This is a genomic window from Pseudonocardia sp. OZ21 (assembly GCF_059359135.1).
The window spans coordinates 162742-175457 of the sequence record NZ_JCADBN010000015.1 but is presented as its reverse complement, the minus strand read 5'-3'; the positions used below and the strand labels follow the sequence as shown (position 1 = coordinate 175457).

Sequence of the window (12716 nt, the reverse complement as noted above, 5' to 3'; positions counted from 1 at the left end):
CTGGTGGGCGTGTTCCGCTCGCCGGGTGTGGTCCTCGCAGGGTCCACGGGGTCTGTGATGACCACGGCGAGCGCGCGGCGGGAGTGGGAGTCATCGTGTCCGCCGCGCTGATCCCCCGGGAGCGGCGGGTGCTCGCCCCGGGCGCGGTGCACGTGCCCGACTGGCTCGACCTCGAGCGGCAGCGTGAGCTGGTCCGTGCGTGCCGGGAGTGGGCGACTGAGGGGCCGGGCATCCGCGCGGCCGTGATGCCGAACGGCGGGCAGATGTCGGTGCGCAGCGTCTGCCTCGGCTGGCACTGGTACCCCTACCGCTACTCCCGCACCCGCGACGACCAGGACGGCTCCCCGGTGGCGCCGTTCCCCGAGTGGCTCGGCGACCTCGGCCGCGCCGCCGTCGCCGACGCGTACGGCGATCCCGAGCGCGCCCGCGGGTACCAGCCGGACATCGCGCTGATCAACCACTACGACGCAGGCGCGAAGATGGGGCTGCACCGCGACGGCGACGAGCAGTCGCTCGATCCCGTCGTCTCGTTGAGCATCGGCGCGCCCTGCCTGTTCCGCTTCGGCAACACCGAGAACCGCGGGCGGCCGTGGACCGATGTCGAGCTGCACTCCGGCGACCTGGTCGTCTTCGGCAACGAGAGCAGGCTGGCCTACCACGGTGTGCCGAAGCTGCTCCCCGCGTCCGACCTGCCCGACACCGGGCTCGCCGCAGGCCGGCTCAACATCACCCTGCGCGTGTCGGGCCTGGCCTGACGTTCACGCCAGCGCGTGGTGCACGGCCCGTTCCACGGGGGACACCGGGTGCTCGAGGTCGAGCTCGCCCCTCGGCAGGAGCGGTGGCTGGGCCATGAACCGCGGCGTCGCGCCGCGGTGGGGCTGCGCGGAGTGCACGAGGAACGGGTGGCACAGGTAGACGTCACCCGCGGCCCCGGTGGCCGCGACCTCCGGCCGGTGCTCGGTGGCCGGCACCACCTCGCGCGCGAAGGCGAAGAACTCCGCACCGTCGTCGCCGTGCGGCGCGAGCAACCGGGCGGCGTCGTGGTGCGACCCGGTCCGCACCCGGGTGGGAGCGTCGTCGGGGCCGACGTCGGAGAGCAGGAACAGCATCAGCAACGCGCGGCCGCGCGACCGGACGTTCAGCCGGTAGCCGCCTGCCGGGTCGGCGAAGCTCCCCTCCACGTGCCAGCCGTCGTCGCCCGGCGGGTCGGGGTGCGGGAACCGGACGGGGAAGGTGCCGAGGCCCCCCTGCGGAAGCCAGCGCCCGGCGCCCACCAGCTGGTCGAACGCGGCGTGCAGCAGCGGCGTGTTGGCGGCGGCACGGAACGGCTCCTGGGTGAAGTGGTCGAGCCGGATCACCGGACGTGTCCACGTGGTGGCGTCGTCCGGATCGCAGCCGGTGGCCTTCCACAGCACGGCCCGGCCGGCGTCGGCCAGCTCCCGCGGAAACGCACCCTCGACGTGCACGAGGCCGTCGTTCACGAAGCGGTCGATCTGTTCGTCGGTCAGCCCATGCACGGCGTCACTGTGCACGAGCGGGCGCGCCCGCTGCCAGCGAATTCCGCGGGTCAGTCGTCACCGTCATCGTCGTCGTCCTCGACCGCGACCGCACCGACCGGCCTGCCGTCCTGGCAGCTCAGCTGCACCTCGACCGTCGCGTCCTCGGACTCGAACTGCACGCGCGATCCTTCGCGATCGTCGTCGAGCCGGAAGCCCTGAGCCGGACTGGCCGAGACGATCTCGACGGCGTTCCCCGTGCACCGGGCGACGATCGTGCCACCCGGGCTCGTGACGACGTCGGCGCCGGCTGCGTTCGAGACGGACGGCGGGGAGGGTGGGGCCGCCGGTGCAACCGGTGCCGGGGCCGGCACCGCACGGGCGGCCGCGAGCGCCTGGTCCACCTGGGTCGGTGTGAGCGGCTGCCGCCCGCTGCCGAGGATGCCGGTGCCGATGGCGCCGACCGCGCTCATCCCCACCAGCGTCGCGACCACCACGGCCGCCGCCCACGCGAGCGCGACGAGGGCGGTGCGCGCGCGGGGACTTCTCATGCGATCAAGCCTGCCGGGGTTCGGGTTAAGACGTTCCTAAGCCCGCACTAGGGATGAGCTGCCGGGCCGCCGGACCGTACTGCGATGATCGCGTTTGTTCTACGGTTCGGCCGGTGGCCCAGGTACTTCTCATCGAGGACGATCCGGCGATCCGCGGCGCGCTGATCCGCGGGCTGACCGAGCGCGGACACGCCGTCGACTCGGCCGCCGCCGCGCTGCCCGGTCTCGAGTCGGCGGTGACGAACCGGCCCGACCTGGTCGTGCTCGATCTCGGCCTTCCCGACCTCGACGGCACCACCGTGCTCCGGATGCTGCGTGGCGTGAGCGCGGTTCCCGTGATCGTGGCGACCGCCCGCGACGACGAGTCCGAGATCGTGGCCGTGCTCGATGCCGGCGCCGACGACTACCTGGTCAAGCCGTTCAGTGCCGCGCAGCTCGACGCCCGCATCCGAGCCGTGCTGCGCCGCGGCGCGGACACCGCGGCCGACCCGGCGGTCGTGGTGGGTGGGCTGCGGGTGGACCCGCTGGCGCGCGAGGCGAGCCTCGACGGCGTCGCGCTCGACCTCACGCCCCGCGAGTTCTCGCTCCTGCACTACCTCGCCGCCCGCTCCGGCCAGGTCGTCAGCAAACGTGAGCTGCTCACCGAGGTCTGGCAGCTGCCCTACGGGGGCGCCGACAAGACCGTCGACGTCCACCTGTCCTGGCTGCGCCGCAAACTCGGCGAGACCGCACAGCAGCCGCGCTACCTGCATGCCGTGCGCGGCGTCGGGGTGCGGATCTCCGCACCGCAGGGCTGAGCGACGTGCGCCGCCGCATCCTCACCCTCGTCGGGGCGACGACGTCGCTGGTACTGATCGCCTTCCTCGTGCCGCTCGCCCTGTTGCTGCGCACCGTCGCCGCCGATCGGGCGGTGCAGGCCGCCACCGTCGAGGCGCAGTCACTCAGCTCGCTCGTGGGCACGGCCGACCGGGCCTCCCTCGCGCTCACCGTCCAGCACCTCGACGCCCCGTCGCCCGACGCCATCACCGTGTTCCTGGCCGACGGCACCGTCCTCGGCACCCCGGCCGAGCGGACACCGTTGGTCGAGCTCGGGGCACTGGGCACCAGTGGGTCCGCGGTGGTGGGCGGGGGCCGGGAGATCGTCTTCGCCGTGCGCGACCAGGCGGGAGCCGCCGGGGTGATCCGCTCCTTCGTGCCCGACGCCGAGCTCAGCCGCGGCGTGCCAGGGGCATGGTTGCTGCTCGGAGCGCTCGGGGTGGGTCTGCTCGGCCTCAGCCTCGCCGTCGCCGACCGGCTGGCCCGCTCCCTGGTCCGGTCCACCACCGACCTCGCCGCGGTCTCGCACCGCCTCGCAGGCGGCGATCTGGCCGCGCGCGCCGACTCCACCGCACCCGGCGAGCTCGGTGTGGTTGCCGAGGCACTGAACGGCCTCGCCGGCCGCATCGCGGAGCTGCTGCGGGAGGAGCGCGAGACCGTGGCCGATCTCGCCCACCGCGTGCGCACCCCACTCACCGCATTGCGACTGGACGCCGAAGCCCTTCCGGGGCAGCAGGACGCGGCCCGGATCGGCGCCGGGGTCGACGCGGTGCAGCGCGCGGTCACGCAGGCGATCGAGCAGGCCAGGCGGCGCGGCAGCGGGCCGGGCGCGGGACGCACCGGCAGCGACGCCGCAGCCGTGGTGCGGGAGCGGGTGGCGTTCTGGGCGGTGCTGGCCGAGGACACCGACCGGGAGACATCGGTCGAGATCACTCCGGGACCGCTGCCGGTGGCGCTGGGCGCGGCCGACCTCGGCGCCTGCGTCGACGCGCTGCTGGGCAACATCTTCGCCCACACCCCGGACGGCACGTCCTTCGCGGTGCGACTCGCGCCCCGCCCCGGAGGCGGCGCCGTCTTCGTGGTCTCCGACGCCGGACCGGGGCTCCCCGACGGGACGACCGTGCGGCGCGGTGCCAGCGGCGGCCGATCCACGGGTCTCGGGCTCGACATCGCCCGCCGCAGCGCGGAGCAGGCAGGCGGCCGGCTCGTGCTGGGTCGCTCCGCCCGGGGCGGGCTGGAGGTCGTGCTCGAGCTCGGCGGGCTCCAGGGCACGTCGGCCTAAGGCGGTGTTAGGGCTGAGGCAGCGCGCCTCTAGGCCGGTGATCGACACCGTGAGGTCGACAAGCACCACGACCCGGAGGAGCAGAAATGTCCACGCCCCGCATCGTGATCGGTACGGCCGCCGTCGTCGCCACACTGCTGATCGGCGGTACCGCGTTCGCCCTCGCGAGCACGGACACCCCGACAACCGTGCGGCTCGCCGCGGACGGGCCCGGCAGCACGGCAGTCCCGACCCCGACCCCCACGAGCCCCGCGCCTGCTCAGCGCACCGTGCCGGGCGAGCTCACCCGCGACGACGCGGCCGCCGCCGCGCTGGCGCACATCGGCAGCGGACGGGTCACCGAGGTCGAGCGCGAGTTCGGGCACGGCAGGCGCGAGTGGAAGGTCGAGATCGTGGAGGGACTGCGGGAGCACGATGTGCGCGTCGACGCGGCGTCAGGCGCGATCACCCGCACGGACGTCGATGACGATGACGACCGGGGGGACGACGACCGGCGCGGTGACGACGACCGGCGCGGTGACGACTTGCGCGGTGACGACGACCGGCGCGACGACGACCAGCGGGACGACATCGGGCAGGACGACGACCGGGGGGACGACCGGCAGGATGACGACCGGTGGGACGACTGACCTGGAGGTAGGCCGGCCGGTCACGGCCTGAGCTGCACGCTGACGAGGGCAGGCGACCAGGTCGCCTGCCCTTCGTCGTGGAACGCGGTCAGCTGGAGCGGCTGCGCCGGATCAGGAAGATGATCAGCAGCAGCAGGAGACCGCCCGCCACCGGGGCGACCCGCTTCAGCACCGGGGCGCCCGCCGTGTCGAGCAGGTCGATCGCGTCCACCTCGCTGCGCAGGGACTGCGCAGGGGCCTTCGGCGCCGGGGTGGACTGCGCGGGAGTGGTGGGCGCGGACGCCAGCACCGGGCCCTTGGCCGCCGTGGCGGTGGCCGTGGCAGGCGCCGTGGAGCCGTTGGTGCTGCCACTGCCCGCGGCTGCGGTCTCGGCACCAGCGGACGCCGGCGCGGACGACCCCTCGGCCTCGGGCGCGAGCTTGCTGGCCACGCACGACGAGAACTGGCCGATGATCTTGTCGGCCACGTCGGAGATGACGCCGCGCCCGAACTGCGCCGGGCGACCGGTGATCGTCATGTCGGTGGCCATCGTGACCGCGGTCCGGGTGGGGCCGTCGGCCGTCATCGTGCCGGTGACGGTGGCCTTCGCCGTGCCGTTCCCGCGCGAGTCACGCCCGTTGGCCTCGATGACCACGACGTGGTTCTCGTCGTCGCGGCTGATGTAGGTGCCCTTGCCCTTGTAGGTCAGCGAGATGGGCCCGAGCTTCACCTTGACGGTGCCGGTGAACGAGTCGCCCTCGTACTCCTGGAGCGTGGCACCCGGGAAACATGGAGCCACCGTCTCGGGTGTGTTCAGCGCCTCCCACGCCTTCTCGATCGGCGCTTCGATCGTGAACTTGTTCTCCAACTGCATGAGTCGTCTCCTTCTCGGACCCCTGACCGGCGAACCGCGCAGGGGCGTGAAAGCCGTGGACGCCTGCTCCCGGGTGCTCGGAGCAGGCGTCCACGGTGGAACGATGAACGTCAGCCCGCGGCTGCCAGCACCGCCCGGCCGGTGAGCACCTTGGCCAGGTGTTCACGGTAGTCGGCGGCCGCATCCGCGTCACTTGGAGCGGATGTGCCTTCCGTGACGTGGTCGGCGGCGGAGCGCACCGCGTCGGCGGTGGCGGACTGCCCGACGAGCGCCTGCTCCACGCCGGTGGCGCGGATCGGCGTGGTGCCCATGTTGGTCAGCCCGACCCGGGCCTCCGCGATGGTGCCACCCTCGACCCGGATGGCCGCCGCGATGGCGACCATCGACCAGGCCTGCGCGGTCCGGTTGAACTTCTCGTAGTGGCTGCCCCAGCCCGTGTACTTCGGGAACCGGATCTCGGTGAGGATCTCGCCCTCCCCGATCGCCGTGGTGAAGTAGTCCACGAAGAACTCGCTCGCCGGCACCGTGCGCGTGCCGTCCGCACCGGCGATCACCAGTTCGGCGTCCAGCGCCAGCGCCACGGCGCCCAGGTCACCGGCGGGGTCGGCGTGGGCCAGCGAGCCGCCGAGGGTGCCCCGGTGGCGCACCTGGTTGTCGGCCACCGTCTCCGTGGCCTGGGCGAGCAGCGTGACGTGCTGCTTCACCAGGTCGTCCCGGATGACGTCGTGGTAGGCGGTCATCGCACCGATCGCGATGCGGTCGCCGTCCTCACGGATGCCCCGCAGCTCCGGGATCCCCCCGAGGTCGATCAGCACCGACGGCGTGGCGAGCCGCAGCCGCAGCACCGGGATCAGGCTCTGGCCGCCTGCCAGGATCTTGGCGTCGTCGCCGCCGTCCCGCAGCGCCGTGATGGCGTCGGCCACCGACGACGGCTTGACGTAGTCGAACTTGGACGGGATCACTGGACCTCTCCCTGAGGGTTGTTCGGGTCGATCGAGCCCAGACCGGCACCCGGCGAGTGGGTGTCGACCGGGGTCTCCTGGGTGGAACGCCCCTGTGCGTCCTGGAGTGCCCGCCACACGCGCTGCGACGTGCACGGCATCTCGACGTCGCGGACGCCGAGGTGGCGCACCGCGTCGATCACGCCGTTGACGATCGCGGGTGTGGAGGCGATGGTGCCCGCCTCGCCGACACCCTTGACGCCGAGCGGGTTGGACGTGGCCGGGGTGCTGACCGTGCGGGTGTCGAAGCTGGGCAGGTCGGCAGCCGACGGCAGCGTGTAGTCGACGAACGTGCCGGTGACCAGCGTGCCCTGGTCGTCGTAGTTGGCCTCCTCGAACAAGGCCTGCGCGATGCCCTGGACCAGGCCACCGTGCACCTGCCCCTCGACGATGAGGGGGTTGACCACGTTGCCGACGTCGTCGACGCAGACGTACTTGCGCAGGGTGACGTGGCCGGTCTCGGTGTCGATCTCGATCGCCGCGAGGTGCGTGCCGTGCGGGAACGAGAAGTTCTCCGGGTCGTAGACGGCGTCGGAGTCGAGCGAGGGCTCCATGTCGTCCGGGTAGTCGTGCGCCATGAACGCGGCGAACGCGATCTCCTGGATCGACTTGCCCTTGTCGGTGCCGCGGACCGTGAAGGTGCCGCCCGCGAACTCGAGGTCGTCCTCCGACGCCTCGAGCAGGTGGGCCGCGATCTTCCTGGCCTTGCCCACCACCTTCTCCGCGGCCTTGACGATCGCGATGCCACCGACGGTGAGCGACCGCGACCCGTAGGTGTCGAGGCCCTTCGGCGAGATCTGGGTGTCACCGTGCAGGACTTCGACGTCCTCGAACGGGACGCCCAGCTGGTCGGCGACGATCTGGCTGAACGCCGTCTCGTGCCCCTGGCCGTGCCCCGACGCTCCGGTGATCACCTCGACCTTGCCGGTGGCGAGCATCCGGATGCTGGCGGCCTCCCAGCCGCCGGCGCCGTAGGCGAGCGAGCCGAGCACTCGCGACGGGGCGAGCCCGCACATCTCGGTGAAGGTCGAGATGCCGATCCCGAGCTGCACCGGGTCGTTGTTACGGCGCCGCTCCTCCTGCTCGAGGCGCAGCCCGGCGTAGTCGAACAGCTCCATCGCCTGCTGCGTGGCCTGCTCGTAGTTGCCGGTGTCGTAGGTGAGCCCGCACACCGTGGTGAACGGGAACTCCTCGTGCTTGATCCAGTTCTGCTCGCGCAGCTCCATCGGGTCGCGCCCGAGCTCGACCGCGAGCTCGTCCATGATCCGCTCGACCGCGAAGGTGGCCTCCGGCCGCCCCGCACCGCGGTAGGCGTCGGTGAGCGTCTTCGTGGTGAAGACGTTGGTGCAGGTGAACCTGTAGGCCGGGATCTTGTAGATCGCATTGAACATGAACGCGCCCAGGATCGGGACGCCCGGACCGACCAGGCCGAGATAGGCACCCATATCGGCCAGGAGCTTCACGTCCAGGCCGGTGACCGTGCCGTCCTTCTTCGCCGTGATCGTGATGTCCTGGATCTGGTCGCGGCCGTGATGGGCCGTGACCAGCGACTCCGACCGCGTCTCGGTCCACTTGACCGGCTTGCCGAGCTTCTGCGCGAGCACCACGCAGAGCATCTCCTCCGGCACCACGCCGATCTTGCCGCCGAAGCCGCCGCCCACGTCCGGGGCGATGACCCGCAGCTTGCTCTCGGGCACACCCAGCGTCACCGTGGTCATCGTCCGCAGGATGTGCGGGATCTGGGTGGACGAGTAGAAGGTGATCTGCTCACCGGTCGGGTCCACCACGGCGGAGCGCGGCTCCATGAACGCGGGGATCAGCCGCTGCTGACGGAAGCGCCGCTTGACGACCACCTGGTCGGGGTCGGACTCGGCGGCGGCCACCGCGTCGGTGACGCTCGCGCCGGTGCCGGCCTCCCCGGAGTCGAACACCCAGGTGGCGCTCTCGTTCGTCTCCAGGTCGGGGTGCACGAGCGTGGCACCGTCGGCGAGCGCGGCCTCCATGTCGAGCACCGGGTCGAGCGGGTCGTAGTCGACCTCGACGAGGTCGGCGGCGTCACGCGCCTCGGCGGCCGAGCGCGCCACGACGACGGCGACGCCCTCCCCGGCGAAGTGCACGGTGCGGCTCGCGAGCAGCGGGCGCTGCGGGGCCTTCTGGTCCGGGGTGATCGGCCACGCGCACGGCAGGCCGACACTCTCGACGCCCAGGTCGGCCGCCGTGTAGACGCCCACGACACCCGGCGACCGCACGGCGGCGGACGTGTCGACGCCCGTGACCGTGGCGTGCGCGAGCGGCGAGCGGACCACGGAGATGTGCAGCGTGCCCGCCGGCGTGATGGCGTCGGTGTAGCGGCTGCGGCCCGTGATGAGACGGGCGTCCTCCTTGCGGGTTCTGGCCTTTCCGAACTCGACGATGGGTTCGGCGGTCGCGGTCATCTACTCGCCCCCTCCGGCAACGGACACGGGTGACTGCACGTCCGACGACTCGACCCCTGGCTTCATCTTCTGCGCGGCGCTCTGCACGGCGCGGACGATGTTCTGGTACCCGGTGCAACGGCAGAGGTTGCCCTCGATGCCTTCCCGGACCTCGTGCTCATTGGGGTCGGGGTTGTCCCCGAGCAGGTCGATCGACTGCATGATCATGCCCGGCGTGCAGAACCCGCACTGCAACGCGTGGCACTCGTTGAAGGCTTCCTGCACCGGGTGCAGCTTGCCGTCACGCGCGATGCCCTCGATCGTCGTGACCTCGGCACCATCGACCTGGACGGCCAGAACGGAGCAGGACTTCACACTCTGCCCGTTCAGGTGGACGGTGCAGGCCCCGCAGTTGCTGGTGTCGCACCCGACGAGGGTGCCTGTCTTGCCGAGGCGCTCCCGCAGGTAGTGGACCAGCAATGTGCGGGGCTCGACGTCGTCGGCGTACTCCACGCCGTCGACCGTGACCCGGACCTGTGCCATGAGATCTTCTCCTCAACCGCGACCACGGTGTCGTATCGCGCCAGCATGTCTTCCGGAGGGCCGGCCGATGTGGTCGCACCACCATCCGGGCCGCCACGCCGTTGTGGCGGCGACCACATCACACCCCTGTTGATCCGGCGGTGCAACCGATCCTCTCCCGACCGGTATACCCACCCGCGGATGACCTCGGGGCGAACAAATCAAGGAGAAGGAATTCTCTCCGCAGGTGCGGCGCTAAATCGGATACAGAGACGCATCGACAGACTTGATGAGCGACTCGTCTCACCCATCCGGACTAATCCGGACGGACGGCTGTATCCATCGGCATCGATCGGCATCCACCGACAGCGGTGATCCATCGTGGACTCCGACGCCCGCTACGACCCGGTCCCGACCGGCCGGAGCGGCTCCGTCGTGCGGTGCCGCACAGCGCCCCACCACAGGCCGGTGCCGTACGCCAGATCGTCGAGCCGGTGCGCCACCAGGTGCCCGAGCAGCCCCGGTCGCACGGACGCGTCGCGACCGCGGTGGCGCCACCAGTCGACGACGCCCTCCGCCACCGCCACGGCCGCCACCGTGCGCCGCACCCGCCGCGACAGCAGGCACGCGGCCAGCGACACGGGCCAGTAGTGCCGCGTGACGCCGGCGGCCGTCTGCGCCACCGCGCCCACGGCGCCCATCGCGATCAGCCGGGCCGCCGTGGCGCGTGGACGGCGCACCGGCAGCCTGCGCGCCAGCCGCTCAGCAGCCACCGCACTCACCGCCACCGCAGCAGCCGCCGCCTTCGGGGTGCCCACCAGCATCAGCGCCCCGACCGCCGCCGACCACGGGCTGAGCACCATCGGTGGCACGGAACCGGGGTGCCGTAGGGCGAGCGGCGCCGCTCCCGTGCCGTAGTAGGCCTTGCGCAGCCACCACGCTCCCGGGGTGGTCCGGTGGTCGTGCGCAACCCGGGAGGCCGGCTCGTAGCGCAGCCGCCAGCCTGCCTCGTGCAGGCGCAGCACCAGGTCGACGTCCTCGGCCACCCGCATCCGGTCGTCGAAGCCCGGCCCGACCGCGGTGCGGCGCACGAGCACGGCGGCGCTCGGCACGTACGCGACGCGGGAGCGCGGCACCACCAGGGCCGGGTCCGGACCCAGGTCCAACGAGGACCGGACGGCCTCGTACCGGGCCAGCAGCCCACCGGTCCGCGACAGGGTGCCCGCGGGCAGGGCGATGATCCGGGGCGCCGCGAGCCCGACCGCGGGATCGGCGAAGACCGCCAGCAGCGGCTCCAGCCAGCCGGGCTCGGGCACCACATCGGAGTCGAGGAACGCCACCAGCGGAGTGGTCGACGCGGCGAGCCCCGTGTTGCGGGCAGCAGCCGGGCCCCCGGACTGCTCGTTGCGGAGTACCCGCACGCCGGCGGCGTCGGCGACCCTGCCGACCCCGTCCGCGTCCACCGAGCCGTCGTCCACGACGAGCACGCCACCCAGGCCGTCGGGCAGAGCGGCGAGGAGCCGGCGCAGGCCGTCGGCGCGGTCCTTCACCGGCACCACCACGGTGACGTCGCAGGCGGACGGCACGTCGCCGTCGGGGGCGGCCACCGGGTGGGCCATCCCGGCGTCCACCAGTGCCCGGGCCAGCCGCGCCGAGGCCTCGTCGGCGACGGTGCAGGTGCCGTCCGCGGCGAGCAGGCCCCTGGCCGCCCGCGCGAGGCGCAGCATGCGGGGCGGCGCGCCCCCGAACATGACCTCGCCGTCGTCGACCGTCCACACCCTCCGGTCGAGGGCGATCCGGAACCCCGCGGGGAGGCGCGTCCGGTCCGGGCCCGCGGGTACCTCGATCACGGAGCCGATCGTGTCACGGCCCGGACCCCGGTGGCCCGGGCAGCGAGCGATCAGGTGGGGCGCACGACCAGCAGCGGCACGAGCTGCTCGGCCGCGGTGAGGGAGCCGTGCTGCCCCGGCAGTCCCGCGAGCACGGGCTCGGCCGCCGAGCGGACGACGGCCGTGCCGCCGCGGGCGGCGACCACGACGTCCCCGATCCGGTTGCGCATGCGCTCGTCGACCCGCCCGAACCAGCCGTCGGCGACCGCCTGCTCGCCCGGCACCACCCAGGCGCCGTCGCCGAGGACCGCTCGCCACGCGGCCAGCACGTCGTCCTGGGCGCCGGGCTGCACGTAGACGTGCCGCGACCGGGGGTCGCCACCCAGCAGCTCGACGCCGGAGCGCAACGCCGGGTCGGTGTCGGCGTCGACGACCCGGTCGACCCGGACCATCCCGTGGTCACCGGTCACCACGAGCACCCCGTCGGGCGGGAGGTGCTCGGCGACCAGCGAGACCAGCCGGTCGACCTGGCTCAGCTGCAGCCGCCACGGCAGCGTCCCCGGGCCGTACAGGTGGCCCAGGGCGTCGAGATCGGCGTGGTAACCGTAGACCAGCCGCCTGCCCTGGCCCGCGAGCGCGCCGATCATCTCGGCGGCGAGGTCGCCGAGCGCGTACGTGCCCGCGTACCGGCCGCCGCGCAGCGCAGCGCGGGTGAGGCCCGAACCGCCGAACTCGGCCTTCGACACCACCGTGACCTCGACGCCGGCGGCCTGCGCCCGCTCGAACGCCGTGGTGCTCGGCTGGATCTCCTCGGGCGGGCGGCGCTCCCGCAGGTCGACGGGGTCCGGCGGCCCGACCGACCGCCACTGCAGGGTGTCGAGCAGTTCGTCGGGGGCGGTGCGGAAGGAGATGCCGAGCATGCCGTGCGCGCCCGGCGGCAGGCCGGTGCCCAGCGAGGTGAGGCTGATCGACGTGCTGGACGGGAAGCCGACCGTGAGCGGGCCGGCGTCGGCCAGGCCCGCGAGGAACGGCGCGTCGGCGGCGTGCGCGCGTAGGAGCTCGCTGCCGAGCCCGTCGATCAGGAGCAACGCGACGGCCGGGGCCGGGGCGAGCTCCAGGCCCGGCTGCCCGGGTGTCTCGCCGGGCACGTCGAGCGCGGTGAGCAGAGCGGGCAGCACCTCGGCGAGGGAACGGTGCCCGTACACGGGCAGGACGGGGTCGGTCACGACGTCCAGCATCGCACCGCGGCCGCGGCCGCGCCCCGCCGCAGCGCGCGCCGCCCGTTGCAGCAAAGCCACTTTCATGCAGCCAGGTTGCGTCAAA

Annotated in this window: 12 protein-coding genes; 4 read left to right on the top strand and 8 right to left on the bottom strand. The window is 72.9% G+C overall.

Features of this window, described 5'->3' with window-relative positions:
• The first annotated feature begins 95 nt into the window (after positions 1 to 95).
• Positions 96 to 755, top strand: coding sequence for an alpha-ketoglutarate-dependent dioxygenase AlkB family protein (locus AC5L35_RS29105; protein ID WP_495062912.1), 660 nt, complete (start codon positions 96 to 98; stop codon positions 753 to 755).
• 3 nt (positions 756 to 758) lie between these two features.
• Here the strand turns inward: AC5L35_RS29105 and AC5L35_RS29100 are convergent, their stop codons facing one another.
• Positions 759 to 1517, bottom strand: coding sequence for a phytanoyl-CoA dioxygenase family protein (locus tag AC5L35_RS29100; RefSeq protein WP_495062911.1), 759 nt, complete (start codon positions 1515 to 1517; stop codon positions 759 to 761).
• Between the two features lie 50 nt (positions 1518 to 1567).
• Positions 1568 to 2047 carry a hypothetical protein gene (locus AC5L35_RS29095; protein WP_495062910.1) on the bottom strand — a complete coding sequence of 160 codons (480 nt, stop codon included), beginning with the start codon at positions 2045 to 2047 and terminating at the stop codon, positions 1568 to 1570.
• Between the two features lie 113 nt (positions 2048 to 2160).
• Here AC5L35_RS29095 and AC5L35_RS29090 point away from each other — a divergent pair, with 113 nt between their 5' ends.
• From AC5L35_RS29090 to AC5L35_RS29080, 3 genes are all read left to right on the top strand, one after another.
• A complete protein-coding gene (locus AC5L35_RS29090; RefSeq protein ID WP_495062909.1) occupies positions 2161 to 2844 on the top strand; it encodes a response regulator transcription factor in 684 nt (227 codons plus the stop codon).
• 5 nt (positions 2845 to 2849) lie between these two features.
• Positions 2850 to 4145: a sensor histidine kinase gene (locus tag AC5L35_RS29085; protein WP_495062908.1), complete on the top strand. Its 1296-nt coding sequence runs from the start codon at positions 2850 to 2852 to the stop codon at positions 4143 to 4145.
• 86 nt (positions 4146 to 4231) lie between these two features.
• The gene (locus tag AC5L35_RS29080; RefSeq protein WP_495062907.1) at positions 4232 to 4774 is read left to right on the top strand and encodes a PepSY domain-containing protein; all 543 of its coding nucleotides are present in this window, start codon (positions 4232 to 4234) and stop codon (positions 4772 to 4774) included.
• Between the two features lie 88 nt (positions 4775 to 4862).
• Here AC5L35_RS29080 and AC5L35_RS29075 read toward each other — a convergent pair whose 3' ends face one another.
• From AC5L35_RS29075 to AC5L35_RS29050, 6 genes are all read right to left on the bottom strand, one after another.
• The gene (locus AC5L35_RS29075) at positions 4863 to 5627 is read right to left on the bottom strand and encodes an SRPBCC family protein (protein WP_495062906.1); all 765 of its coding nucleotides are present in this window, start codon (positions 5625 to 5627) and stop codon (positions 4863 to 4865) included.
• A gap of 110 nt (positions 5628 to 5737) precedes the next feature.
• The gene (locus tag AC5L35_RS29070) at positions 5738 to 6589 is read right to left on the bottom strand and encodes an FAD binding domain-containing protein (protein ID WP_495062905.1); all 852 of its coding nucleotides are present in this window, start codon (positions 6587 to 6589) and stop codon (positions 5738 to 5740) included.
• A complete protein-coding gene (locus AC5L35_RS29065; protein ID WP_495062904.1) occupies positions 6586 to 9063 on the bottom strand; it encodes a xanthine dehydrogenase family protein molybdopterin-binding subunit in 2478 nt (825 codons plus the stop codon). Before AC5L35_RS29065 ends, AC5L35_RS29070 begins: the two co-directional genes overlap by 4 nt.
• Positions 9064 to 9585, bottom strand: a complete 522-nt coding sequence (locus tag AC5L35_RS29060) for a (2Fe-2S)-binding protein (protein ID WP_495062903.1) — start codon at positions 9583 to 9585, stop codon at positions 9064 to 9066. It abuts the gene before it with no gap.
• Positions 9586 to 9962: 377 nt separating this feature from the next.
• Positions 9963 to 11414, bottom strand: a complete 1452-nt coding sequence (mftF, locus tag AC5L35_RS29055; RefSeq protein ID WP_495062902.1) for a mycofactocin biosynthesis glycosyltransferase MftF — start codon at positions 11412 to 11414, stop codon at positions 9963 to 9965.
• A 50-nt stretch (positions 11415 to 11464) separates the two neighbouring features.
• Positions 11465 to 12697, bottom strand: a complete 1233-nt coding sequence (locus AC5L35_RS29050) for an alkaline phosphatase family protein (RefSeq protein WP_495062901.1) — start codon at positions 12695 to 12697, stop codon at positions 11465 to 11467.
• Between the last annotated feature and the right edge of the window lie 19 nt (positions 12698 to 12716).